Source organism: Mycobacterium scrofulaceum, from assembly GCF_001667885.1.
GTDB classification, from domain to species: Bacteria; Actinomycetota; Actinomycetes; order Mycobacteriales; family Mycobacteriaceae; genus Mycobacterium; species Mycobacterium scrofulaceum_C.
In genome coordinates, this window is the sequence record NZ_LZJW01000151.1 from 1 (window position 1) to 25187 (window position 25187).

A 25187-nucleotide genomic window follows, 5' to 3' on the forward strand; every position below is an offset into this window, starting at 1 on the left:
TGGGGCTGCACGACTTCGCCGGGTTCTGCCGGCACCGGCCCAATGCCACCACCATTCGCGACCTGCAGCGCCTCGACTGGTTGCGCGACGGCGACCTGATCACCGCGCACGTCACCGCCGACGCGTTCTGCTGGTCGATGGTGCGCTCGCTGGTCGGGGCGCTGCTGGCCGTGGGCGAGCACCGGCGACCGGTGTCGTGGTGCCGCGAATTGCTCAGCGCCACAAGCCGATCCAGTGACTTCGCGGCCGCGCCGCCGCACGGGCTGACGCTGGTGAGCGTCGACTATCCGCCCGACGATCAGCTCGAGGCGCGCAACCTGGTCACCCGGGACCTGCGCACCCGCTAAACCTTCTTCGCGACGAAAGTCGCGGCCTGATTGGTCAATCCGGGCACATAGCTCAGGTGGGACGCCCACCGGGTGCCGCTCGAGCAGATCGGGTCGCCCGGGTTGCACAGGTCGATGGTCTTGCCGCCGAATTCCGGCGTGAGGGCGCTCATCAGCTGGCCGGCCCGGGCGGACGGGTTGCCGAACAGCGCGACCGCGGCCACGTGGTCGGCGGCCGCGGCCGGCAGCGGCTGGCGGAAGCCGAGCCCGGGTAGCGGTGCGGCCGTGACGATGTCGATGACGGCCGCCCCCTGCGAGTACCCGCCGAGCACCAGTTTGGTGTTGGGACAGTTGCCGGCCATCTGCTGGATGTGGTTGCTGGCGTCGTTGGCGCCGTCGGCGGCGGCCAGGAAGTCCTTGTTGGCCGGGTAGTTCACCCCGTAGGAGCCAACGCTTTTGGGCGTCTGCTGGCGCAGCGCGTTGACGAAGGCGCCGCCGACCTTGCCGACGCCGGGCGGCTCGTCGGTGCCGCGGGCGAACACCACCTCAACGCCGGGGCAGGAGGCGAAGGCCTGCGGAAGCAGTTGGGGAGCAACCACTATCGCGGCACCGGCGAGCAGCCCGGCGCCCAGCGTCAATGGAATGAGCCGCACCCCACGATGTTAGGGGCGCGTTGATCTCGCGCCGGTAACGATTCAGACGAGAGGTGCTTGCGGAGTCACCGTGGTGGGCGCGGCGGGCGCGGGAGCGTCGCCGCCGTGGATCGAGGGCGGCGATCCGGGCGGGGTCTGCTGCCCGTAGACCGGTGAGGGCGTGGCACCGGGCGGAACCGGGCCCAGCGGCGGCCCGAACGCGGGGCTCGACGGGCTCAAGCCGGCCAGCTTCTGGGCGACGAACGCGGCGGCCTGAGTGGTGTAGACGGGGACGTAGCCCTCGGTGTGACCGCTCCACTCGTTGCCCGGCCCGGCGTGGCAGATCGGGTCGTTGGGGTTGCAGTAGTCCTGCGCCTTGGAGCCGAGCAGCGCGCTCTGGCTGGGCAGCGTGCCGCCGGCGCGGTCGGCCACGTCACCGAAGGTGACAACGGCGGCGATGTTGTTGGCGTACTGCTCGGGCAGCTTGTTGCCCCAGCTGATGCCGCCGATCGGGACACCGGCGACGATGTCCATCACCGACGCGCCCTGCGAGTAGCCGCCCAGCACGATCTTGGTGTTGGGGCAGGTTTCCACGCTCTTCTTGACGCGGTCGATAGTGTCGTTCGCGCCGTCACCGCCGTGCAGCTGCAGCTTGCTGGCCGCGTAGTTCACCCCGTAGGGCAGGATGTTCAGGTGGGTCTGCTCGCGCAGCGAGTCGACCAAGGCGTCGCCGACCCGGCCCAAGCCCGGGGGCTCGTTGGTGCCGCGGGCGAAGATGACCTCGACATCCGGGCAGTCGAAAGCCGAGGCTGTCGGCGTCGCAGCGGGGGATACCAGCAGGCCGGCGGCGGTAACTACTGCAGAAACCCCCGGGCCCACCCAGCGACCTAAGCGGTGGGAAAACACGCAGTAACTTTACCTACCCTAAGCACGGTTCGAAAGTTCGCTGACCTGTGGATGAGTTAAGCGGCGCGACGGCGGGACGCCTTACCGTGGCCGCATCAACTGCCCAGGGGAGGGGAGCCAGTGCCGCGTCCGCCGACCACCGGCCTGCGGGTCAGCGGCTACCTATTCCAGCTGCGTCGAGTCGAGTGCGCGTTGCTGGGCGGTGACGTCCACACCCTCAGCGACCGACAGCGGGCGCGGACGGCAGCCCTGTCGATAGGGTGCCTACTCGCCGCCGTCATCGTGGCCGGGGCTGCGCTTGGCGCTTTGCTACGGCCGCGGGTGACGCTGGATGGCGCCCAGCTGGTGATGGGGCGGGAATCCGGCGCGCTGTACGTGCGGGTGGGCGACACCTGGCACCCGGTGCTGAATCTGGCGTCGGCGCGGTTGATCGCGGGCACGGCCGCCAAACCCCAGCCGGTGCCCGAGGCGGACCTGGCACGCGCCAAACGCGGGCCGCCGCTGGGCATCCCCGGCGCGCCGCAGCTGATCGGCGAGCCGTTGCCGGCGGACGAGTTGGCCTGGACGATTTGCGATGCGGACCGCGCCGGCGCGACGACGGTCCTCGTCGGCCGCACGGACGACGCGGCGGTCCGTCGTCTCGGTGCCGGCCAGGCTGACCTGGTCGCAGCCGGCCGGGCTTCGCCCGCGTACCTGCTCTATGACGGGCAGCGGGCGGTGGTGGACCTCGCCGACACCGCGGTGACACGTGCGTTGCGGCTGGACGGCCACGCGCCGCGACCCGTTTCGCCGGCGTTGCTGAACGCCATCCCCGAGGCGCCACCCATCAGCGTGCCCCGAATCCCGGGCGCCGGCGAGAAGGCGGCAGGACTGCCGGGCTTCGCAGTGGGCAGTGTGATGCGCATCACGAGGGCCGGCGGTGACGAGTATTACGCCGTGCTCGCGACCGGCATACAGCCGATAGGACAGGTAGCCGCCGATCTGCTGCGGTTCAGCAACTCCCAGGGCACCGCCAACGCCGTGACGGTGGCGCCCGACGCGATCCGCGCAGCTCCGATTGTCGCCGTGTTGCCGGTGGCCGGATTTCCCGACCGGGCGCCCGCACTGTCGGGCGACAACGGCACGTTGTGCGTTTCGTGGCGGGCGGGCCCATCGGGCCACGCCGGCGTCGCGCTTCTCATCGGCGACCGGTTGCCGATGCCGCCGGGGCAGGCGCCGGTGGCCCTGTCGCGGGCCGACGGGCCCGGCCCCGCGCTGGACGCGGTGTACGTGCCGCCCGGCCGAAGCGCCTACGTGCAAGTCGGGACGCGATACCTGGTCACTGACATCGGAGCGCGCTTTCCGATCCACGACGATGACGCCGCCCGGGCCCTCGGGCTGCCGGCGGCGATCACGGCGCCGTGGCCGATCCTGCAGGCCCTTCCCGCCGGCCCGGAGCTCAGCCGAGAAAAGGCGTCAACCGCCCGCGACTTCGTTCCGGCCCCGTAGCCGGCCCCTCGCCACGCCGATGGCCAGCGCTATCCCCAAGCCGGCGAGGCAGACCGCGACCCCGCCCAGGGCGGTGCGCCGGGCGGCCGAGTTCGGTGGCGCGGCCGTCGGTGGCGTGGCGATGGGCGCCGGTGCCGGCGTAGGACTGGTCTGCGGCGGCGCGGCATCGGTGCTGACCGCCGCCAGGGCGTCGATGGTGCCGTGGCCGACGAGCGGATCCCACCCGGCCGGTGGGTGATGCGCCGTCGACTCGATGCGCTGCATCACCTGCCGGGCGGTCAACACGGGGAACCGGGCGCGGATCAGGGCGGCCAGCCCGCTGACCACCGGCGCGGCATAACTGGTGCCGGACACCGGTTCCGAGCCGAGCGGCGTTACCGCCTCGCCGGGGGCGGCGACGTCGACCCAGGGCCCGGCAAGGGTGAATGCCGACGGTGCCCCGTGGTTGTCCACCGAACCGACGGTGAGCACGTAGTCGTCGTACCAGGCCGGACTGACCGCGACCGTGACGGTTTCCCAGGTGGCATCCGAGCGTTGAGGAGGGCATTGCGCTGCGCCGCCGGTATTGCCGGCCGCGGCGACGACGACGACGTTCTTGACATCCACGGCGTAGGCCAGCGCGGCGCCGAGCGCGCGGTCATCGAGCGTCGACGCGGCCGGAACGCAGGCAACCGAGGAGATGTTGATCACGGAGGCGCCCAGATCCGCGGCGGTGCGGACGGCTTTCGCCATGGTCTCGACGTCGCCGACACCGGCACGGGACCGATCGCCGGCCGCGGAAAACTTTGCGCTGGACTGTCGAATGCTGATCAGAGTGGCTTCGGGTGCCATCCCGCCGAAGCCGGGTGCACCCGAATCCGGCTCCGCCGCAATGATTCCCGCGACGAGAGTGCCATGTGCGTCACAATCCTGGGTGCCGTCGCCGGTGGAGACATAATCGCCGCCCGGCACCACATGCGGTAGCAGGCGCTGGCGCGAAATGCCCGTGTCGATGACCGCCACCCGTTGTCCGGCTCCGCGGGTCAACGGCCAGACTCGTGACAGGTCGAGGATGTCGGGCGGCCCGCTGGGCGCCGAACCCGTCGCGATGATCGCGCACACCTCCCGCTGCACTGTCGGCGACGCGGGCGCGGGACGCGCCGGCTTGGGTAACCACTTGTCGTCGATCTGCGGCGGTGAAACCGCTTGCGCGGTCGGTGTTCCAAGCGCTGACACCAGCGCACAAACCAACAGGACGCGCGAGATGGGAGGCACCGTCACCGGAAGTGCAATCCGCGGGCGGCGCCATACAGTCCACACAGCCAGCACGTCAGTGGGACGGTCCCAACCAGAGCGAGCCACTCCAGGGCGTCGAGGCTTCGGCGCAACACGAGTGGAGTCGACAACGTGGGCGCGACGAAGCCCAGAAACATAACCCCGGCGGCCAGCGCTGCCGTTGCCGCTGCCATCCATGGCCCCCGCCCCGGAGTGCTCGAGGCGGCCACAGCGACTGTCGTTCCCACGACCGCTATTCCGGCGATCACGAACGTCAATGCTCTGGCGTCGTGAGTAGAACGCGCGCGCAGCAGGAGCAACGCGCCGGTGATGCTACCGAACGCGATGCAGGACATGCGCTGTGCGCCGGCCAGGACGGTGACGACCGCGCCGACAGCCGCCGACGAGGCAAACGCGGTCAGCAGGCTGGACAACCAGGCGTCGGCGCGCAGCGCCCGCGCCGCCAGGCCGGCCCCGTTCGCTTCTGGCTCGTCCGTGCCCGGCATCGGCTGTACGCGGGGAGATAGCCCTGCCAACACGATGGACACCCGCGCCGCTACCCCAAGCAGACCAAGCGATATCAGCGCTGATGCCGCGCCGATCGCGTACGGCGGTGCGCCGGTGATGGCCCCCACCAGGGCGGCCACCGCGCCGACCGTCGCGGCACATGACGCGGCGGTCAGCGCCACCGCGGCGCGCCGCGAGGCGCGGATGGCCAACACGCAGGTGACCGCCGCCGCTGTCGCGGCCAGCAACACGTTGTAAATCCCCGGCCCGCCGGGCACCGCCACGAAACCGGCAATCGCCGCGAACGTGATCCCCACCGCGTTCAGCGCCGGTTCGGCGACCGCATCCCCATGGAGTCGGTCCGTCAACGCGGCCGCCAGCAGGGCGATCACGCCCACGATCACCAACACGGCCACCGTCGCATGGCGATCCCGGGCGGTGGCGCTGAGCGCATTTCGGGCCAACACCAACATGCCGATGGCGGTCATAGCGTTCGCCGCGACCGCGGCGATGATCCGCGCCGCCCGCCGGTACCCGGGATTCGTCGAAGTGTCGGAACCCGCCCGCGCCGCAGCGACGGCCTCCGCCTCGTCGTAGTGAAGAAAAGCCGGCGGGGGCGTCGACCCCTGGCTCAGTAAGAGAACAGCGCCGTCGTCGATACCGCTCTGCGCCAACGTCTTCGACGGGTCCAGGGCGGGGTATCCGGGTAGTGATAGGTGGTAGCGCTTCGCCGTCAAACCATCGTCGCCCCGCCGCGCTTGAAGGATGTCGACGACCGTCGGCGTCAGGACCGCGACGGGAACTTCGGACGGAAGAACCAGGTCCGCGACGGCGGAGCCGGCATGAATTGACACCCGGCGCAGACCCAAATCGGTTGCAGGCAAGAGTGACCCCTTCAGTAGCAATCCCGAGAAGATAGCCACCAAACGGTCGCGGGGTGCGCGCCTGTCCACAAGCGACTTGTCGTCGACTGCGGTGCTGCCTACGGTCGTCGATCGGGGAGGGGACCCGATGGCCCAGGAGTTCGTACCCGAGGCGCGGCGGCGGCCGCCGGCGGTGCCGACCGCGGACCTCGTCGTCGACACACCGCCTGACGTGCCGTCGCCGGCGGCGGGCGGCCTGCTGTCCCGGGCGCTGTCCGCCGTGCTGGCGGTCGGCGGAATCGGCGTGATGGCGGCGGCACTGGCGTCGGGGCCGGGTGGCGCTCGCACACCCATGTTCGCGACGTTTCCCATCATGCTGCTGGGATCGACGATGGTGACAGCCCTGTCCGGACGCGGCCGGCGCCGGGGTGGCGGGGTGGACGCTGATCGTCTCAGCTACCTCGAGTACCTCAGTCGGCTGCGCAGCATTGTCCTCGAAACCGCTGCGACACAGCATCACTCACTGATGTGGGATCACCCCGACCCCGACACGCTGTGGACATTGATCGGGGGTCGCAGGATGTGGGAGCGGCGGATCGCTGACCCGGACTTCTGCCTCGTCCGAGTCGGCACGGGGCCGCAGCCGCTCGCCACCCGGTTGGTGGCCCCGCAGCCCCCGGAGGCCGCCGACCCGGTCACCGCAGCCGCATTGGATCGTTTCCTGCGCACGCATGCCACGACCGTCGGACCGATCACCGTCTCGCTGCGCGAAAGCCCCCGCATCACCATCGGCGGCGACGAGATCGCCGCCCGCGGAACCTTGCGCGCGATGATATGCCAGCTCGCCGTCCTGCACCCGCCCGATCAATTGCTGATCGCTGCCGTGATCGATGAGCGAAACCGTTGGCAGTGGGAGTGGCTGAAATGGCTACCGCACAACCAACACCCGACGGCGGCCGATGTAGCGGGGCCGGTGCGGATGGTGTACGACAGCGTGGACGAGGCGCGAGGCGCGCTCACCGGCGCGCGGCCGGTGCACGCGGTGGTGATCGCGGACTCAGAACACGACACCGACGGGTTCGCGGCCGCGACTGTCGTCGAAATCGGCGGGGGTCGCGTCGATGCCCCGGTGACGATCAGCGTGGCCGGTGAAACCCGGGTCCCGGCGCGCCCCGACCGGCTGGACGCCCTGGGGGCGCTGGTGTGTGCCCGCCGGTTGGCAATGCATCGGATTGGCGCGGCGGCTCGTTGCGGCGACGGATGGGACTGGCCGGGACTGGCGGGGATTGGTGATGTGGACGGGTTCGACCCGGTCGTATTGTGGCGGGGCCAAGATCACCGCGACCGGCTGCGCGTTCCGATCGGAACCCGGGCCGACGGCGCCCGGGTGGAGCTGGACATCAAAGAGGCCGCGGAAAGCGGCATGGGCCCTCACGGGCTGTGCGTCGGGGCCACCGGATCGGGTAAGTCGGAGTTGTTGCGTACGATCGCGCTGGGTTTGATTGTGCGCAACTCCCCCGAGGTACTTAATCTGCTGCTCATCGACTTCAAAGGCGGCGCAACGTTTCTCGATTACGCCCGCGCCCCGCACGTGGCCGCGGTCATCACGAATCTCGCGGACGAGGCGCCGTTGGTCGCCAGGATGCGCGACGCCCTGGCCGGGGAAATGAATCGCCGGCAACGGCTGCTGCGGGCGTCGGGCTGTGTCAGCGCCGCGGCGTACGAACATGCGCGCCGGGCGGGGGCCACGTCGACCGCCTTGCCGAGCCTGTTCATCATCGTCGACGAGTTCTCCGAATTACTCAGCCAGCATCCGGATTTCGCTGACGTGTTCGTGGCGATCGGGCGGCTCGGCCGCTCGCTGGGCATTCACCTGCTACTGGCCAGCCAACGACTCGACGAGGGCCGACTGCGCGGACTCGACGCCCACCTGTCCTATCGGATCTGCTTGAAGACCCTGTCGGCCGTGGAATCGCGTGCCGCGCTCGGCACGCCCGAAGCATACGAGCTGCCCAACAACCCGGGAGTGGGCTACCTGCGTACGAGCGCGGGAGAGCTCGTTCGCTTCTCCGCCGCTTACGTTTCGGGACCGGCCCGGTCCGGCGCGCCGACCACCGTGTCCGTGGCCAATCCGACCGTGCGGACGTTCGGCAGCCGAAGCGTCGGCGTGATCACCCGCGCCACCGAGACCGGCGACTCGTCCCCGCGGACGACCCTGCAAGCGGTCTTGGATCGGCTGTGTGGGCATGGCCCGCCCGCGCACCAGGTCTGGCTCCCACCCTTGGGTCCGGCGCCCGCGCTGCAAACCCTGCTCCGCGCCGGAGCGTACGCGCGAGGTGCCCTGACGGTTCCGGTCGGTGTTGTGGACCGGCCCTTCGAGCAGCGGCGAACGCCGTTGCTCGTCGACTTGCGCGGGGCCGCAGGCAATGTGGCGGTCGTCGGGGCACCACAGTCCGGCAAGTCGACGGCGATCCGCACGCTGATCACCGCGCTTGCGGCCACGCACTCGCCGGCGCAGGTCCAGGTTTACTGCCTGGACTTCGGCGGCGGAGCACTGGCGTCGGTGCGGTCAATCCCGCACGTCGGCGCCGTCGCCGGCCGGGCCGAACCGCGACTCGTCGCGCGGATCGTCGCCGAATGCGAGTCGATCATCCGTGCGCGGGAGACCCTGTTCGGCGATGTGGGCGTCGGGTCGATCGCCGAATACCGTCAGCTGCGGGCGCAGGGCGCGGCTTCGGACTCCGATCCGTTCGGCGACGTCTTCCTCGTCGTCGACGGCTGGGCAAGCTTGTGCCGGGACTTCGGTGCGCTCGAGTCATCGCTCACGGCCGTTGCTTCTCAAGGGCTTTCGTTCGGAGTGCACGTGGTGTTGTCCGCGTCGCGGTGGGCAGAGATCAGGCCGGCGCTGCGTGACCAGATCGGCACGCGCATCGAGCTGAGGTTGGGTGACCCGACCGATTCTGAGCTGGATCGTAAAGCGGCGCAACATGTTCCGCAGGGCAGGCCGGGTCGGGGCCTTTGCGGCGATGGATCGCAGACTATGATCGCCCTGCCCATTGCCGAGATCGGCCCGGCTGAATCCGTTGCGCCGCCGATACCGTTGCTGCCCGAACTGATCGAGCGTCACAGCGTCGTCGAAGCGGCAGGTGCCGTTCTCGGCGACCGTATCCTCCTCGGGCTTGACGAGCGGCGAATGCAGCCGGTGACGTGCGAGTTCGACCGGGTGGCACACCTTCTCGTGCTCGGCGACAAGGAGTGCGGCAAGACGTCGACGCTACGAACACTGTGCCGCGAGATCGTCCGGACCAAAACCCCGGGGCAAGCGCATCTCGTCATCATCGACTTTCGGCGCTCCCTGCTCGGCGCTGTCGAGTCGGAGCACCTTGGTGGGTACGCCATGTCGCCGGTCGCGCTGGCCGGCATGCTGCCGGATCTGCTTGACTTGCTGAGCAGGCGAATGCCCCCGCCCGGTGCGAGCCAGGCGGAGCTGCGAGCCGGGTCATGGTGGTCTGGGCCCGACATCTATATCGTGGTCGACGATTACGACTTGGTCTCCGGCCCTTCCGGCAACCCACTGGCGCCCATCGCCGAATACGTGCCATATGCAACGGAATTGGGCTTGCATCTGGTCATCGCGCGGCGAAGCGGCGGCGCCGAGCGCGCGTTCTTCGAACCCCTGCTGGCGGGCCTGCGTGACCTCGGCTGCATGACCCTGATGATGAGCGGATTCCCCGGCGAGGACTCCGGCTCCCGCCGCCCGGCGTGTTTGCCACCCGGGCGCGGAGTCCTGCGGACCCGCGCGAGCGACGAACAGCTCGTCCAGGTGGCCTGGAGTGCTCCGTGACCGCACACCGCGCCATCATCGAAGCGGGTCCCGCCACGATCCGCCGATTATGTTGCCCGACAAGCACCGTCGTCGACGAGCGGACCTCCGACATCATCGGGACCGCTCTGCGTGCGATCGACGATCGGGTTGCCTTGGTGGGCGAACGCCCGACCGCCGTTGCGTCGGTGTGGGCCGACGCCCTGCGGTCCGTGGCGTGTGCGGGGTGCAAGGGCATCGTCGTGGTGCATCCGTCCTGGTGGTCATCGTCGCGCGTCGGGGTCGTGAAGAAGGTGGCCGCCACGGTGTCCGACGACGTGCTGACCCGGCCCCGGTCGTGGTTGCTGACGCGGGCCGCCGGCACCGACGCGGAAGCGGCGGTCGTGGTGGAGATCGTCGACCGGATGGCGGTGGTAGTGGGTGGTGCCGACATCGTCGCCGTCCCGCGCAGGGCGCAACCCCGCGCCGTAGCCGACGAGGTGATGGCCGCGATCGCAGGCCGCCCCGGGGGTGTCCTGCTGGTCGACGCGCCGAGCACCGTCACCGGGGCGTCGACCCTTTCGGCGTCGATCGTTGACGCGACGCGCGGCACTGAGCGGAAGGTGGTGCGCATCGACGACGCCCGGCTCGGTCGGCTGGCCCGGCTGGCGATGTCCGATCTCGACCAACCACCCAAGCCGGGTGACGATCGTGGCCGACGCCACGCGCGGACACTCGCTGGCATCGCTGCGGCCGCCATCGTGCTGGCCGGGGCTGGCCCGGCCGTGATCGACACGGATCGGCCCAGCGCGGTGAGCGCGCCGACGGTCCGGGCAGTGCCCGCCGTGTTTCTGGTGGAAGGTCGGGTGGCGGTGGCGGTGCCCGCGGATTGGCCGACCCAGCGGGTGGTGGCCGGGCCGGGATCGGCGCGGGTGCAGGTCACCTCCCCGTCCGATCCCGAGGTGGCGTTGCACGTCACGCAGTCGCCCGTCGTCGGTGAGACGTTGACTGGCACGGCCGAGCGGTTGAAGCACGCAATCGACGTGGAACCCTCGGGCGTGTTCGTCGACTTCAATCCCTCCAGCACCAGCGCAGGCAGGCCGGCGGTGACTTACCGCGAAGTCCGCGCCGCCCATCACGTCCGGTGGACGGTGCTGCTGGACGGCCCGGTGCGGATCAGCCTCGGATGCCAGAGCCCGCCCGGCAGGGAAGAGGCCGTGCGCGGCCCCTGCGAGCAGGCCGTGCGGTCGGCCCACGCGGTCGGATGAATCAGGGAAATATTGGGTGGAACCAAATGCGCGTTGTCCGGGTCGAACTTGGTATGAGTGCACCCAACACACTGAGCACCGACTTCGACCTGATGCGGTCGGTTGCGGGCACCACGGACGCCCGCAATGAGGAGATCCGGGCCATGCTGCAGGCATTCATCGGCCAGATGAGCGCGGTGCCCCCGTCGGTGTGGGGAGGGGTCGCCGCCGCGCGGTTCAGAGACGTGGTGGATCGCTGGAATGCCGAGTCGTTGCGGCTCTACCACGTCCTGCACGCGATCGGCGAGACCATCCGGCGCAACGCGGCCACCCTGCAGGAGGCCGGCCACGGCCACGCGGCCCACATCGCCGCCACCGGCGCAAACCTGTGATCGGGGGATCATCCGTGGAATCGGCGTTGTCATATAACTTCGGCGAGATCGAGTATTCGGTGCGTCAGGAGATTCACACCACTTCGGCCCGCCTGAACGCGGCGCTGGACGAATTGAGGGCCCAGATCGCCCCATTGCAGCAGCTCTGGACTCGCGAGGCTGCGGCCGCCTACCAGCTAGAGCAGCAGAAATGGCACCAGGCCGCTAGCGCTCTCAACGAGATTCTGGTCGATCTGGGCAACGCGGTCCGCGACGGCGCGGACGAGGTGGCGGACGCCGACCGGCGGGCGGCAAGCGCCTGGGGACGCTAGCCGCGCCCTAGTCGTCTGTGTGGTCCCGGCGGAGGAGAGCCGCTGGGACCACACAGTCATTTTGACCTGCGGGGACGCGCGTCGGTAAGCTGCTCGGTTGGCGTGCGGTACGCCGGGCCTCGGGTCAATGTCGGTCGCCGAGACCACCCAACCGCTAACGCCTGACCGGCACCCGGCTCGACCCGGGATCCACCTCGAGAAAGAAAAGGTAAGCGCTGTGCCCACCTACGCGCCAAAGGCGGGTGACACCACGCGGTCGTGGTACGTCATCGACGCCACGGACGTGGTGCTTGGCCGCCTTGCCGTCGCGGCAGCCACCCTGCTGCGCGGCAAGCACAAGCCGACGTTCGCCCCCAATGTCGATGGCGGTGACTTCGTCATCGTCATCAACGCCGACAAGGTCGCCCTGTCCGGCGACAAACTGCAGAGCAAGCTGGCTTACCGCCACTCGGGGTACCCCGGCGGCCTGCACTCGCGCACGACCGGCGAGCTGATGGAGAAGCACCCCGACCGCGTCGTCGAGAAGGCGATCGTCGGCATGCTGCCCAAGAACAAGCTCAGCCGTCAGATCCAGCGCAAACTCCACGTCTACGCCGGCCCGGAGCACCCGCACGCCGCTCAGAAGCCGGTTCCGTACGAGATCAAGCAGGTGGCCCAGTGACCGAAACGACCGAGGCCCTGGACCCCACGGCCACCCCGGAAACCCCCGACGTCCCGGCCGAGGCGCCCGCCCCCGCGGCCGCCGAGTCCTTCGTCTTCGACCGGCCCATCCAGACCGTCGGCCGCCGCAAGGAGGCCGTGGTGCGGGTGCGCCTGGTGCCCGGCACCGGCAAGTTCGACCTCAATGGCCGCAGCCTGGAGGACTACTTCCCCAACAAGGTGCACCAGCAGCTCATCAAGGCTCCGCTGGTCACGGTCGACCGGGTGGAGAACTTCGACATCTTCGCCCTGCTGCACGGGGGCGGCCCGTCGGGCCAGGCCGGTGCGCTGCGGCTGGGCATCGCCCGGGCGCTGATCGTGGCGCAGCCCGAGGACCGGCCGGCGCTGAAGAAGGCCGGCTTCCTCACCCGCGACCCGCGTGCCACCGAGCGCAAGAAGTACGGCTTGAAGAAGGCCCGCAAGGCGCCTCAGTACAGCAAGCGCTGATCAACCATCACTTTCTGGCCGCAACGGGGCCTCAAACTGGGACGTCCCGCGCTTCCTTCGGCGTGTCTGCGCCCAAACGAGCCCCGTTTCGGTCAGAAAAGAACGGGCACGTTAGGTGCTGAACCGTCAACTGTGAGAGGTTTGTCCGCATGGGTCGACTATTCGGCACCGACGGTGTCCGTGGGGTCGCCAACCGGGAGTTGACCGCCGAGCTGGCGCTCGAGCTGGGCGCCGCCGCCGCGCGGCACCTGGCCAGCGCGGGCGGACCCGGCCGGCGCGTCGCCGTGATCGGGCGCGACCCCCGCGCCAGCGGCGAGATGCTCGAGGCCGCCGTGATCGCCGGGCTGACCAGCCAGGGCGTCGACGCGCTGCGGGTCGGGGTGCTGCCCACGCCCGCGGTCGCGTACCTGACCGGCGCGTACGACGCCGACTTCGGGGTGATGATCTCGGCGTCGCACAACCCGATGCCCGACAACGGCATCAAGATCTTCGGCCCCGGTGGCCGCAAGCTCGACGACGACACCGAGGACCGGATCGAGGCGCTGGTCACCGCGGAAGTCGGGATGCGCCCCATCGGCGCCGGGATCGGCCGCGTCATCGACGCCGAAGACGCCGACGACCGCTACCTGCGCCACCTGAGCAAGGCCAGCACGCTGCGGCTCGACGGCCTGACCGTGGTGGTCGACTGCGCCCACGGCGCGGCCTCGTCGGTGGCGCCGCGCGCCTACCGCGCGGCCGGCGCGCGGGTCATCGCGATCAACGCCGACCCCAACGGCCTGAACATCAACGACAACTGCGGCTCCACCCATCTGGATTCGCTGCGCGCCGCGGTCATCGCCCACCGCGCCGACCTGGGCCTGGCCCATGACGGGGACGCCGACCGCTGCCTGGCCATCGACGCCAACGGCGAGCTGGTCGACGGCGACGCGATCATGGTCGTGCTCGCGCTGGCCATGCGCGACGCCGGCGAGCTGGCCTCCGACACGTTGGTGGCCACCGTGATGAGCAACCTCGGGCTGCACCTGGCCATGCGTGCTGCCGGGATCACCGTGCGCACCACCGGCGTCGGCGACCGCTACGTCCTCGAGGAGCTGCGGGCCGGCGACTACAGCCTGGGCGGCGAGCAGTCCGGCCACATCGTGATGCCCGCCCTGGGCTCCACCGGCGACGGCATCGTCACCGGGCTGCGGCTGATGACGCGCATGGTGCAGACCGGCTCGTCGCTGACCGAGCTCGCCGCGCCGATGCAGACGCTGCCGCAGGTGCTGATCAACGTCCGGGTGGCCGACAAGGACACCGCCGCCGCCGCGCCAGCCGTGCGCACCGCGGTTGGCGACGCCGAGGCCGAACTCGGCGACACGGGCCGAATCCTGTTGCGCCCCTCCGGAACCGAGCCCGTAATCCGGGTGATGGTGGAAGCGCCCGAGGCGGACGTCGCCCAGCGCGTGGCGAACCGGGTCGCCGAGGCGGTCAGCTCCGCGCACTGAATCTCCCCGGAACCCGGGCGCGCGCCCGGGCGTCGGATTAGGCATGAGATACGACAGGGGAACACGACCGGTCGCCGTGGCCCGCACCGAGATCGACGTGCCGGCGACGCACCGCATCGCCGACCAGTTTCGCGCCGCTGCTGACCTGCTCGACCGCGCCCTCAGCGATCAGCTGGGCCGGCTGGCTTTCGGCGGCGCCGGCGCCGGGCGGGCACACACCGCGCGCGGTGACGCGCTGCGCGTCGAGGTGGAGCGGCTGACCGCCGAAGTGGCGCAGTGGTCGCGGGTGTCGGCCGAGATCGCCGCGGCCCTGCGCACCAGCGCCGACCGCTACGCCGACGCGGAGCTGTACGCGGCGCAACGGATCGCCTGATCGTGGCCGAGCGGTTGGATGTCACCGGGCGGCTCGCCGAGGGCCTGCCCGCCGTCGAGCGCACACAGATCTACGTGCGGGCCTGCCACGCGCTGGGCTACCAGCATCCCGACCTGACGGCGCATCCCGCACAGCTGCGCGATTGGTACGGCACCGAAGACGGACTCGACCTGCGCGCCCTCGACCGCGACTGCGCGGAGCTGCGGGCGGCGGGCGAGACGGTCGCCGAGGCGTTGCGCATGCAGCGCGCCCAGGTGGCCGAGCTGGCCGCGGCGTGGACCGGGCCGGCCGGCGACGCCGCGGTGCGGTTTGTCGAGCGCCACTGCGACGCCGCCGGCGAGGTCGCCACCGAGCTGCGCGCGGCCGCCCAACGGTGTGAGTCACTGCGCGACAACCTGTGGTACCTCGTCGATTCGAAAGTCGCGACCGCCATCGCCGTGGACGACGGCACCCAGGCGCAGCGGTCGGCGTGGCTGGCCGCGGCCGCCACGGTCACGACCGGGCCCGGTGACCACCCCGTCGCCGAGGAGGTGGTCCGCGAGCAAGTCCTGCCGTACGTGGACAACGAGATTCGCAACGACTGGCTGACGACGATGCGGTCGACGCGCGACGGCGTCGACACCGCCTACGACATGGTCACCGATCGGATGGCCGCCGCGCCGACGGTGCGCTTCGAAGCCCCCGGCGATCTAGGCCCCGGTTACCAGCCGCCGCGGGCGGCCCCGCCCAGCGCCCCGCCCGTCGCAGTGACGCCCGCGGCCGCCGTCCCGAGCCTCGTGCCGGATCCGGCGCCGACGGCGACCACGCTCGCGCCGGCTCCGGTCCCCGCTGCGCCGCAACCGGATTGGGGGGCCACGGCCGGTGACGCGGCCGGCCTGCCGGCGGGCGATCTGGGGGGCGGGCTCGGCGGCGGGCTCGGCAGCGGCGGCGGCGCGGGTCTGCTCGGGTTGGCCAGCAGGATCGTCGACGCGGTCGGTGGGCTGATCGGCGCGGCGGGCGACGGGTTGGCGAGCGACGGCGGAGACGGCTTCGACGAGGGCGACGCCTTCGACGAGGAGCCGTTCAAGCCCGACGACAAGGACGACGACGGGCCCCATGACGCCGAAGACGTCGAGGACACCGAAGGGGTCAAGCCCGATGCGGCGGCTCAGCCCGTCGACACGCCTGAACCCGTCGACCCGGCGCCTGCCTCGACGCCGGTGCCCGCGGACGCACCGGCACCGGTCGACGCGCCGATCGGCGCACCGCCACCGATCGGCGCACCGGCGGCGGGTGGGCCGCCGCCGGCCACCGACGGCAAGACGCCCTGCGAGATCGCCGCCGACCAGCTGCCGCAGGCGGGTCAGTGATTGCTCAGCCCGGGCGCAGCGACAGCACGTCCTCGACGAAGCGCACGGATTCGGCGCGGTCGGTGGCCAGGGGGCTGAGCAGCAGGGTCGTCACCCCGGCATCGGCGAACGCGGCCAGGCGTTCGGCGACGTACCCGCGCGGGCCGACCAGCGACATCCCTCGCACCAGCTCGTCGGGCACCGCGTCGATGGCCTCGCGTTTGCGGCCGGACAGGTACAGCTCCTGGATGCGGTCGGCGACCTCGCCGAACCCGTAACGCGTCGCCAGGGCGTGGTAGAAGTTGCGGCCCTTGGCACCCATCCCGCCGAGGTAGAGGCCCAGCTGCGGCTTGACCCACGCCAGCCGCTCGTCGACGTCGTCACCGATGGCCACCGACGCGTGCACCATGACGTCCAACGGGCCCAGCGCGGGATCCCGCTTGGCCGCACCCGCCGCCAGCGCGTCACCCCACACCGACGCGGCCTTGTCCGGCAGGTAGAAGACGGGCTGCCAGCCCTCGGCGATCTCGGCGGTCAGCTCGACGTTCTTCGGCCCCAGCGCGGCGATCGTGATCGGGATGCGTTCGCGCACAGGGTGATTGATGAGCTGCAGGCTCTTGCCCAGCCCTGTGCCGCGGTCGGGCGGCAGCGGGATCTGGTAGTGCTTGCCGTTGTGCTGCAGGCGTTCCCGGCGCCACACCTTGCGGCAAATCTCCACGATCTCGCGGGTGCGGCCCAGCGGCGCGTCAAACTCGACGCCGTGAAAGCCCTCAATCACCTGCGGTCCGGACGTGCCGATCCCCAGCCGGAAACGCCCGTCGGACACGAAGTCCAGCCCCGCGGCCGTCATCGCCAGCAGCGAGGGGGTGCGGACGTAAATGGGAAACACGCCCGAGGCCAACTCGACGGTGCTCGTCTTGGCCGCGAGATACCCGAGCTGGCTCACCGCGTCGAAGGCGTACGCCTCGGCCACCACGGCGATGTCGATGCCGGCCTTCTCGAGCTCCACCACGCGATCGACGGCCTGATGAAAGCCGCCCGAATAATCCAGAGCGATCCCGATTCGCATCAACGACAGATATCACGACGGCGCCCATGCGCCGCGGCGGCTCGGCACCTGTGCGCCGCGGCGGCTCGGAACGTTAGCCCCGTGACCGCGTCACTTCAACAGCGCGACGATCTTCTCCTCGAGCGGCGCGGCGGCGGCCTCGGGATCCAGCGGCTCCGTCTTGGGCAGCTGCACGTCGGCATCGGCGAAGTCCCGGTACGTTTTGTCGCCGCCCAGCGTGTAGAGCAGGTAACCGGTGAGCAGCGCGCGGACCGTCCGCTGCGTGCGCCGGTGCGGGCTGGCCAGGCCGAACACCTTCGTCAGCCGCCGGCCCTCTACCAGCCCGCCGGGCTGCGCCTTGCTGACCACGCGCAGCGTGGCGCCGTCCCACGCGCGGGACAGCGACAGCGCGTTCGAGGTCAACGAGGTCGGATCGCCCGGTGCGCTCAGGATCAACCCAGGCAGCTTCAGCGACGTCGCCGGCGCCTCGGCCGGGGGACTGGTGACGGCGGGAAACAACGCCGCCGCCGCGGCCAGCTTGTTCGGCATGCCGGCCGCGGCGAACACCGCCGCCGAGCCACCGAAACCGTGCCCGACCACACCGAGCTTGGCGGGATTCACGCTGATCTTGCCCGGCCCGAGCCGCACACCCGACACGATGTCCAGCGCGGTGCCGAGGTCGAAGGCGAAGTTCAGGACGGACGGGGCCAGGCCGCGCTCGGTGTCGGGAGCGCCGGCCACGATGCCCCAGGACGCCAGGTGTTCGAGCAGACCCGCATACCGGCCGGCCTTGGTCAGCCAGTCGTGCCCGAACGCGACGCCGGGCAGTCCCAGCCCCACCTCAGGGGTGTACACCACCCCGGGCAAACCGGCGAAGGCCAGGTCACCACGCAAAACCCGATGCGGGCCACGGCGGTTGAGGGCTGCGAACAGCTTGCGGGTGCGGGCCACGCGTCGACGTTAGCGCATCTCGGTCAGGCCATGACCTCGATGACGCCCACCCGCCAGAGCGCCGCATACATGTGACGCAGCGGGAAGCTCAGTAACTTCGCGGCTGTGTCGACCATCGGGTCGCCGCTGGCGATCGGCTCGCGGTGCCGCCGCCGGGGCGCGGGGCTGGGGGCGGGTGCGGGCGCGAGGGTCAGGCTCGGCGCGGGCAGTTCGGTCATCACATCGTCGAACAGAACAGCGGTCATCATTCTCTCCTAAAAGAAGCGGTGCGGAATTTCGGATTAACAGTTACTAACGGTTGGCTATCCGGCGACTTACGCGCTGTTTAAAATAATATGTCGAAGGCAAATTATCGACACGTTGTCAAACGACTAAGTCTGGGTAGCTGCACTATCGTCATTGATGTCTGGATAAAGGGACTATTGCTACAAATATATGGTCGCGCTCTGCGCATATGCACTGGTTAACCGGACAGTTCCCCAGGCGGTGGTGATCAGGCGGGCGTCAACGAGCTGTCCTTTCTGGTGGCTTCGGCGGTTGCCGGTTGTAGCCGATTCCAGAATTCTAAGTAGGCAAATTGGTACGGCGATGACGCAAACGAAAACGTCACAAATACATCAGGTGAAAAGCGTTTCTAACGTTTATGAAGACGATGTAAAGACGATGGTCAGTGGCCCCGTGGCGCAAACCCGGGGGGATTCGCCCACGACGTCCATCCGGCTCCGTCCCAATACCGGTGACCCGGGCCGCGAGGGGTCGGCCAAAACGGACCTTTCTGCGCAGGTGGGCGGCCTAACCCCGGCCGCGGAGTGCGGGGTTGGGGGCCCACCTGCACTACCCTGGTTCGAATGTGCGGAATCGTCGGCTACGTCGGGCGGCAGCCTGCCTGCAAGGTCGTCATGGATGCGCTGCGCCGGATGGAGTACCGCGGCTACGACTCGTCGGGCATCGCACTGGTCAACGGCGCCGGAACGCTCACCGTGTGCCGCCGCGCCGGCCGGCTGGCCAATCTCGAGGACGCCGTCGCGCAGATGCCGCCCGAGTCGCTGGGCGGCACCACCGGCCTGGGCCACACCCGCTGGGCCACCCACGGACGCCCCACCGACCGCAACGCGCACCCCCACCGCGACGCCGCGGGCAAGATCGCCGTCGTCCACAACGGCATCATCGAGAACTACCCGAGCCTGCGCCACGAGCTGGAGGCCTACGGCGTGGAGTTCACCAGCGACACCGACACCGAGGTGGCGGTGCACCTGGTGGCGCAGGCCTACCGGCACGGGCCGACCGCCGGTGACTTCGCCGCCTCGGTGCTGACCGTCCTGCGCCGGCTGGAGGGCCACTTCACCCTCGTGTTCACCAACGCCGACGAGCCCGGCACCATCGTGGCCGCCCGCCGCTCCACCCCGCTGGTCATCGGGATCGGCGAGGGCGAGATGTTCGTCGGCTCCGACGTCGCGGCGTTCATCCCCCACACCCGCAACGCCATCGAGCTCGGCCAGGACCAGGCCGTGGTGATCACCGCCGACGGCTACCGCATCACCGACTTCGACGGGAACCCCGACGTCGAGTACCGCGAATTCCACATCGACTGGGACCTGGCCGCCGCGGAAAAGGGTGGCTACGAGTACTTCATGCTCAAGGAGATCGCCGAGCAGCCCGGCGCGGTCGCCGACACCCTGCTCGGGCATTTCATCGACGGGCGGATCGTGCTCGACGAACAGCGGCTCTCCGATCAAGAGCTCCGCGAGATCGACAAGGTCTTCGTCGTGGCGTGTGGCACCGCGTATCACTCCGGGCTGCTCGCGAAGTACGCCATCGAGCACTGGACCCGGCTGCCCGTGGAAGTGGAGCTGGCCAGCGAATTCCGCTACCGGGACCCGGTGCTGGACCGCAGCACCCTGGTGGTCGCCATCTCGCAGTCCGGGGAAACCGCCGACACGCTCGAGGCCGTCCGGCACGCCAAGGAGCAGAAGGCCAAGGTGCTGGCGATCTGCAACACCAACGGCTCGCAGATCCCCCGCGAATGCGACGCCGTGCTCTACACCCGCGCCGGCCCCGAGATCGGCGTCGCCTCGACGAAAACGTTCCTGGCGCAGATCACCGCCAACTACCTGGTGGGCCTGGCGCTGGCGCAGGCCCGCGGCACCAAGTACCCCGACGAGGTCGAGCGGGAGTACCGGGAGCTGGAGGCCATGCCGGACCTGGTCGCGCGGGTGCTCGCGATGATCGAACCGGTGGCCGCCCTGGCGTATCGCTTCGCCCAGTCGTCGACCGTGCTGTTTTTGGGTCGCCACGTCGGCTACCCGGTGGCGCTGGAAGGCGCGCTCAAACTCAAGGAATTGGCGTACATGCACGCCGAGGGATTCGCCGCCGGCGAGCTCAAGCACGGCCCGATCGCGCTGATCGAGGACGACCTGCCGGTCATCGTCGTCATGCCCTCGCCCAAAGGACAGGCCACGCTGCACTCCAAGCTGCTGTCCAACATCCGGGAGATCCAGGCCCGCGGCGCGGTCACCATCGTGATCGCCGAGGAGGGCGACGACACCGTGCGGCCCTACGCGGACCACTTGATCGAAATCCCGTCGGTATCAACCCTTTTGCAGCCCCTGCTGTCGACCATCCCGCTTCAGGTGTTCGCCGCGTCGGTTGCCCAGGCCCGAGGTTACGACGTTGACAAACCCCGCAACCTCGCCAAGTCCGTCACCGTGGAATAGCCGCCGCCTGAGGCTGGCCGTCTTTGGTGCGGTGCTCCTGCTCGGCGCCTACATCGGTTCGATCGTGCTGTACGTCGACAGCGGCATGGGCCATCCCCATGTCGTGGTGCAAGGTACCCAGGCCGGCGATGGAACCAAGCTGACCAACGACGTCGAAGAGATCCAGTCGCACAACAGCGTCCTGATCGCCAACATCACCGTGCAGCCCGGTCCCGGGCTGCTGGACCCCCGCACCCACACCCTCAAGGACGACCTCCACATCGTCGCCGCGTCGACGGCGACGAGCAGCAGGCAGACGTGGCCGAAAGGCACGCTGCCCACGGTGTTTCGGGTGTCGCTGGTCCTCACCGGCGAAGTCGCGGATTGGCCGTTCGACGAATACCATTCGGGGCCCGTCATCGCTCAACTGTCCTCCGGTCCCGAGAACACGCCGGTGCCCGCGACGGTGACCCTGGTCGACCGCCTGCTCGGCTGGAAGGTCGACATCACCCGCGTCAACGACGCCGACCCGACCGGCCCGTTCCGGGTGGACCTGTCCCGCACGTCGAGCACGGTGGTGTTCGGGGTCGCGATCCTGTGTGTCCTCATCGGGCTGGCCTGCCTGGGCGCATTCGTCGCCGTCCAGACCTCGCGCGACCGGCGTAACTTCCAGCCGCCGATGACGACCTGGTATGCGGCGATGCTGTTCGCGGTGATGCCGCTGCGCAATGCGCTGCCCGACGCGCCGCCGTTCGGAAGCTGGATTGACATCACGATCGTGGTGTGGGTGATCGTCGTGTTGGGGATATCGATGGGCCTTTATATCTCTTGCTGGTGGCGGCATCTGCGGCCCGACGCGGCCTAGCTGCTCGACCACCCGGTCGAAAATCGCTCGGCGTCAACATTTCTGCGGGGCCGGCAGCCGCGAAACCTGGTCGCGTCCGCCACGGTCGAGCAGTTCCGCCGCTTCGCCCGTATCACCGCGAGTCCGCGGCGATTCCGTTAGATTGCTTTGGGAAACAAGCCACTCCACGGTAGGAGCAGCATGCGCTCGGGGGTCAGAAGATTCGCCATGGCCGGTCTCGTCGTGCTCGTTGTCGCGACGTATGTCGGGTTGGTCGGGCTGTACAGGGACACCGTGGAAGGGTCCGCCCCCGGCACCCTGAACGACAATCCGGAGACGGCCGCTCAGAGCATGGCCACGTTGACCGTGGAGGAGATGCAGTCCAACTACAGCGCCGTCGTCGCCAACGTCGCGGTCGCGCCGGGGCCGGCACTGCTCGACCCGATCACCCACCGCCTCAAAGAAGATCTGGTGCTGCGCGTTCGGTCCTCGGCCCAGCCCAGTCGGCGCGATTATTCGACGGGAATGCTGCCCGGCGTCTTCCCGCTACCCCTGACCATCGCGGGTCACGTCGAGCGCTGGCCGTTCGACAGCTACACGTCGGGGCCGATCGAGGTGCAGCTCTTCCCCGGCGGCGACACGACGAAGCCGCCGCTGCTGATCCCGGTGCGCCTCATCGACCACCTGTCGGGCTTCAAGGTCACGATGGCGAAGATCCCCGGCCAAGAGGCATACCGCATGCACGTGCGGCGCGCGCTGAGCACCGCGTTGTTCGGCGTCGTCATTTGCAGCGTGCTCATCGCGATCGCCGGCCTCGCCGTCGTCGTCGCGGTCCAGACGCTGCGCAACCGGCGCAAGTTCCAACCCCCGATGACGACGTGGTACGCGGCGATGCTCTTCGCGGTGGTGCCTTTGCGCAACGCGCTGCCCGGCCTGCCCCCCTTCGGGGCGTGGATCGACGTGACCATCGTGCTCTGGGTGATCGTCGCGCTGGTGACCGCGATGCTGCTTTACATCGTCTGCTGGTGGCGCCACCTGAGGCCGGAACCCCCGGTTGTCGCGCCGCCGCCGGAACCGGTCCCGGCGCCATCGGGCTGATATCCCGGCCGCATCAACACATTTCGTCATCGAGTAGGGGGGCGGGCGTGAGGTTCGGCGTCATAGCGTTGATCGTGGGCGTCGTCGGGGCCTACGTCGCCTCGGTCGCGCTGTACGCCAACAGTGGGGGGCACCATCACCACCCGCAGACCGCGGCCGGGGGTGACCGCAGCACGGCGACGTTGGTGGTCGAGGACATCCAGTCCAACTACAGCGTGCTGATGGCCAACCTGTCCATCTCGCCCGGATCGGGCCTGCTCGACCCGCAAACCGGGCATCTGAACCAAGACCTCGGCCTCCGGGTGCGATCCGTGGCGACGCCCACCCGCCGCACCTGGACCAAGGGCATGCTGCCCGGCGTCTTCCCCGTCCCCCTGACCATCGCGGGGGAGATCGAGAATTGGCCCTTCGACCGCTATGGTTCGGGGCCGATAGAGATCGAGCTCATGCGCGGCGGCAGCGAAACCGTCGCCGAGCGGCTACCGGTGACCTTCGTCAACCACCTTTCGGGTTGGCAGGTGTCCACCGACGGGTCCGGCCCCTACCGGGTGAGCGTGCACCGCTCGCTCAGCGCCGCGGCGTTCGGCATCGTCATCTGCGCCGTGCTGATCGCCATCGCCGCACTGGGCCTCTTCGTCGCCGTTCAGACGTTGCGCAACCGCCGGAAGTTCCAGCCCCCGATGACGACTTGGTACGCGGCGATGCTGTTCGCGGTGGTGCCGTTGCGCAACGCGCTGCCCGGCTCGCCGCCGTTCGGTGGCTGGATCGACATCACCCTCGTGTTGTGGGTGCTCGTCGTCTTGGTGGTGTCCATGCTGCTCTACATCGCCTGCTGGTGGCGCCATCTGAGGCCCGAGGTGACTGCGGCGCCGGCGAATCCCGCATGAGGTTCGCCCTCGTTGGTCTCGTCGTCTCCATCGTTGCGGCGTACGTCGCGTCGGTTGCGCTGTACGCCCACAGCCGCACGGCGCATCATCGGACGGAAGTCCCGGCCGGGGGCGCCACCAGCATCGCGACGTTCTCGGTTGAAGACGTTCAATCGAACTACAGCGTCCTCGTCCTCAACCTCGCCATCTCGCCCGGATCGGGCCTGCTGGATCCGCAAACGCAACACCTCAACGAGGACCTCAGTGTGTGGGTCAGATCCGCCGCGACGCCGACCCGGCGGAGCTGGACCAAGGGCATGCTGCCGGGTGTCTTTCCCGTCCCGGTGACCATCGCCGGGGAGATCGAACGGTGGCCCTTCGATCACTACGAGTCGGGTCCGATCGAGGTCGAGCTGTTGCATGGCGGCGAGGGCGGCGTGCCCGAGCGCTTGCCCGTTACCTTCGTCAACCACCTTCCGGGCTGGCAGGTCACGGCCAGCAACGGCGGCGGGCTCGGTCCGTACCGGGTGAGCCTGCGGCGGGCCCTGAGCGCGGCGGCGTTCGGCATCGTCATCTGCGGCGTGCTCATCGCCATCGCCGCGGTCGGCCTGTTCGTTGCGGTCCAGACGTTGCGTGACCGCCGAAGGTTTCAGCCGCCGATGACCACGTGGTACGCGGCAATGCTTTTCGCCGTGGTCCCGTTGCGCAACGCGCTACCCGGCTCGCCGCCGTTCGGCGGCTGGATCGACATCACCATCGTGCTGTGGGTACTCGTCATGTTGGTGATATCGATGCTGCTCTACGTCGCCTGCTGGTGGAGGCATTTGCGCCCCGACCCCCCGCAGCCCGGCGCGCCCGCCGCTTAGGTGCGGCAACCCAACCGCGCGCGTGCGAAGGTAATGACGTGACGAAAGCACCGGTGCGGTCCCGACTGCGAAGCATGGGACTGGCGGTCTGGCACTACGTCAGCAGCGCGCCGCTGACGTACGGCTGGTTGCTCGTCTTGTTCGTCACGACACTCATCCAGCACTGGCTGCCCCAGCGGCAACTGCACTCGATGCTGATGCACCACTCCACCAACATCCACGGATTGGCGCGCGATCCGCTCGATGTGCTGTTCTCCAGCCTGCTGTGGATCGACGGCGACAACCTGACCCCGTACCTGATCCTGTTCTCGTTGTTCTTGGCGCCGGCCGAACACTGGCTGGGCCAATTGCGCTGGCTCACAGTCGGATTGAGCGCCCACATCCTGTCCACCTATTTCAGCGAGGGCCTGCTGTATTTCGCCATCGAGCAACACGATGCCTCGGAACGGCTGGTGCACGCCCGCGACATCGGCGTGAGCTACTTTCTGGTCGGGGTGATGGCCGTGCTGGCCTATCACATCGCGCGACCGTGGCGCTGGGGCTATCTGGGCGTGCTCTTCATCATCTTCGGTTTCCCGTTGATCACGATGGACCGTATTGAGCTGAATTTCACCGCAATCGGGCATTTCACCTCGATCCTCGTCGGCCTCTGCTTCTACCCGATGACGCGGCACCAGGACTCCCGCCAGCTCAGCCCGGCGCGGCTGCGGGCCATGGCGCGACGGTCCCGATCGCCCGAGGCGTCGGCCTGAGCGGCGC

The 25187-nt window shown here is 69.4% G+C and carries 23 protein-coding genes and 1 pseudogene; 17 read left to right on the plus strand and 7 right to left on the minus strand.

Annotation, left to right across the window (positions count from 1 at the left end):
* A pseudogene (locus A5681_RS21880) lies at positions 1 to 347 on the plus strand (tRNA pseudouridine(38-40) synthase TruA); the annotation flags it as partial.
* Here the strand turns inward: A5681_RS21880 and A5681_RS21885 are convergent.
* Complete coding sequence (locus A5681_RS21885; protein ID WP_067280592.1) at positions 344 to 964, minus strand: cutinase family protein; 621 nt, start codon at positions 962 to 964, stop codon at positions 344 to 346. The pseudogene A5681_RS21880 and the gene A5681_RS21885 sit on opposite strands and share 4 nt — an antisense overlap.
* A 57-nt stretch (positions 965 to 1021) precedes the next feature.
* On the minus strand, positions 1022 to 1864 hold the full coding sequence (locus A5681_RS21890; protein WP_067280316.1) for a cutinase family protein: 843 nt from the start codon (positions 1862 to 1864) through the stop codon (positions 1022 to 1024).
* 120 nt (positions 1865 to 1984) lie between these two features.
* Here A5681_RS21890 and eccB point away from each other — a divergent pair, with 120 nt between their 5' ends.
* Complete coding sequence (gene eccB / locus A5681_RS21895) at positions 1985 to 3352, plus strand: type VII secretion protein EccB (protein ID WP_067280320.1); 1368 nt, start codon at positions 1985 to 1987, stop codon at positions 3350 to 3352.
* Here the strand turns inward: eccB and mycP are convergent.
* On the minus strand, positions 3320 to 4612 hold the full coding sequence (gene mycP, locus A5681_RS21900; protein ID WP_067280323.1) for a type VII secretion-associated serine protease mycosin: 1293 nt from the start codon (positions 4610 to 4612) through the stop codon (positions 3320 to 3322). The two genes, eccB and mycP, sit on opposite strands and share 33 nt — an antisense overlap.
* On the minus strand, positions 4609 to 5997 hold the full coding sequence (eccD, locus tag A5681_RS27235; protein WP_231996395.1) for a type VII secretion integral membrane protein EccD: 1389 nt from the start codon (positions 5995 to 5997) through the stop codon (positions 4609 to 4611). The genes mycP and eccD overlap by 4 nt, the downstream gene beginning before the upstream one ends.
* A gap of 127 nt (positions 5998 to 6124) precedes the next feature.
* On the opposite strand from eccD, the gene eccCa reads away from it, so the two are divergent.
* The 9 genes from eccCa to A5681_RS21950 all read left to right on the plus strand — a co-directional run bounded on the left by eccCa (position 6125) and on the right by A5681_RS21950 (position 16083).
* Positions 6125 to 9820: a type VII secretion protein EccCa gene (gene eccCa, locus A5681_RS21910; protein WP_067280326.1), complete on the plus strand. Its 3696-nt coding sequence runs from the start codon at positions 6125 to 6127 to the stop codon at positions 9818 to 9820.
* Positions 9817 to 11046, plus strand: a complete 1230-nt coding sequence (locus A5681_RS21915; RefSeq protein WP_067280329.1) for a type VII secretion-associated protein — start codon at positions 9817 to 9819, stop codon at positions 11044 to 11046. The genes eccCa and A5681_RS21915 overlap by 4 nt, the downstream gene beginning before the upstream one ends.
* Positions 11047 to 11099: 53 nt before the next feature.
* A complete protein-coding gene (locus A5681_RS21920; protein WP_067280333.1) occupies positions 11100 to 11417 on the plus strand; it encodes a WXG100 family type VII secretion target in 318 nt (105 codons plus the stop codon).
* Between the two features lie 14 nt (positions 11418 to 11431).
* Positions 11432 to 11728, plus strand: coding sequence for a WXG100 family type VII secretion target (locus A5681_RS21925; RefSeq protein WP_067280599.1), 297 nt, complete (start codon positions 11432 to 11434; stop codon positions 11726 to 11728).
* Between the two features lie 217 nt (positions 11729 to 11945).
* Positions 11946 to 12389 (plus strand): 50S ribosomal protein L13, encoded by a 444-nt coding sequence (rplM, locus tag A5681_RS21930; protein WP_007172542.1) that lies wholly within the window; start codon positions 11946 to 11948, stop codon positions 12387 to 12389.
* Complete coding sequence (gene rpsI / locus A5681_RS21935) at positions 12386 to 12874, plus strand: 30S ribosomal protein S9 (RefSeq protein WP_082968489.1); 489 nt, start codon at positions 12386 to 12388, stop codon at positions 12872 to 12874. The genes rplM and rpsI overlap by 4 nt, the downstream gene beginning before the upstream one ends.
* Positions 12875 to 13023: 149 nt before the next feature.
* Positions 13024 to 14361 carry a phosphoglucosamine mutase gene (gene glmM / locus A5681_RS21940; protein WP_067280348.1) on the plus strand — a complete coding sequence of 446 codons (1338 nt, stop codon included), beginning with the start codon at positions 13024 to 13026 and terminating at the stop codon, positions 14359 to 14361.
* A 43-nt stretch (positions 14362 to 14404) separates the two neighbouring features.
* On the plus strand, positions 14405 to 14734 hold the full coding sequence (locus tag A5681_RS21945) for a type VII secretion target (protein ID WP_067280353.1): 330 nt from the start codon (positions 14405 to 14407) through the stop codon (positions 14732 to 14734).
* Between the two features lie 2 nt (positions 14735 to 14736).
* Positions 14737 to 16083 (plus strand): hypothetical protein, encoded by a 1347-nt coding sequence (locus tag A5681_RS21950; protein WP_067280356.1) that lies wholly within the window; start codon positions 14737 to 14739, stop codon positions 16081 to 16083.
* 4 nt (positions 16084 to 16087) lie between these two features.
* Here A5681_RS21950 and A5681_RS21955 read toward each other — a convergent pair whose 3' ends face one another.
* From A5681_RS21955 to A5681_RS21965, 3 genes are all read right to left on the minus strand, one after another.
* Positions 16088 to 17131, minus strand: a complete 1044-nt coding sequence (locus A5681_RS21955) for an LLM class F420-dependent oxidoreductase (RefSeq protein WP_067280361.1) — start codon at positions 17129 to 17131, stop codon at positions 16088 to 16090.
* Positions 17132 to 17221: 90 nt separating this feature from the next.
* Entirely contained in the window at positions 17222 to 18061 is an 840-nt protein-coding gene (locus A5681_RS21960) for a dienelactone hydrolase family protein (RefSeq protein ID WP_067280364.1), read from the minus strand.
* A 23-nt stretch (positions 18062 to 18084) separates the two neighbouring features.
* Complete coding sequence (locus tag A5681_RS21965; protein WP_067280603.1) at positions 18085 to 18306, minus strand: Rv1535 family protein; 222 nt, start codon at positions 18304 to 18306, stop codon at positions 18085 to 18087.
* Between the two features lie 603 nt (positions 18307 to 18909).
* On the opposite strand from A5681_RS21965, the gene glmS reads away from it, so the two are divergent.
* The 6 genes from glmS (at position 18910) to A5681_RS21995 (ending at position 25180) form a co-directional block, all read left to right on the plus strand.
* On the plus strand, positions 18910 to 20775 hold the full coding sequence (glmS, locus tag A5681_RS21970; protein ID WP_067280368.1) for a glutamine--fructose-6-phosphate transaminase (isomerizing): 1866 nt from the start codon (positions 18910 to 18912) through the stop codon (positions 20773 to 20775).
* A 7-nt stretch (positions 20776 to 20782) separates the two neighbouring features.
* Positions 20783 to 21619, plus strand: a complete 837-nt coding sequence (locus tag A5681_RS21975) for a DUF4436 domain-containing protein (protein WP_067280606.1) — start codon at positions 20783 to 20785, stop codon at positions 21617 to 21619.
* A 180-nt stretch (positions 21620 to 21799) separates the two neighbouring features.
* Positions 21800 to 22696 carry a DUF4436 domain-containing protein gene (locus A5681_RS21980; protein ID WP_067280388.1) on the plus strand — a complete coding sequence of 299 codons (897 nt, stop codon included), beginning with the start codon at positions 21800 to 21802 and terminating at the stop codon, positions 22694 to 22696.
* 47 nt (positions 22697 to 22743) lie between these two features.
* Entirely contained in the window at positions 22744 to 23583 is an 840-nt protein-coding gene (locus A5681_RS21985; protein ID WP_067306461.1) for a DUF4436 domain-containing protein, read from the plus strand.
* Entirely contained in the window at positions 23580 to 24428 is an 849-nt protein-coding gene (locus A5681_RS21990) for a DUF4436 domain-containing protein (RefSeq protein ID WP_067280393.1), read from the plus strand. The genes A5681_RS21985 and A5681_RS21990 overlap by 4 nt, the downstream gene beginning before the upstream one ends.
* Before the next feature lie 74 nt (positions 24429 to 24502).
* The gene (locus A5681_RS21995) at positions 24503 to 25180 is read left to right on the plus strand and encodes a rhomboid-like protein (protein ID WP_067280396.1); all 678 of its coding nucleotides are present in this window, start codon (positions 24503 to 24505) and stop codon (positions 25178 to 25180) included.
* Positions 25181 to 25187: the final 7 nt, after the last annotated feature.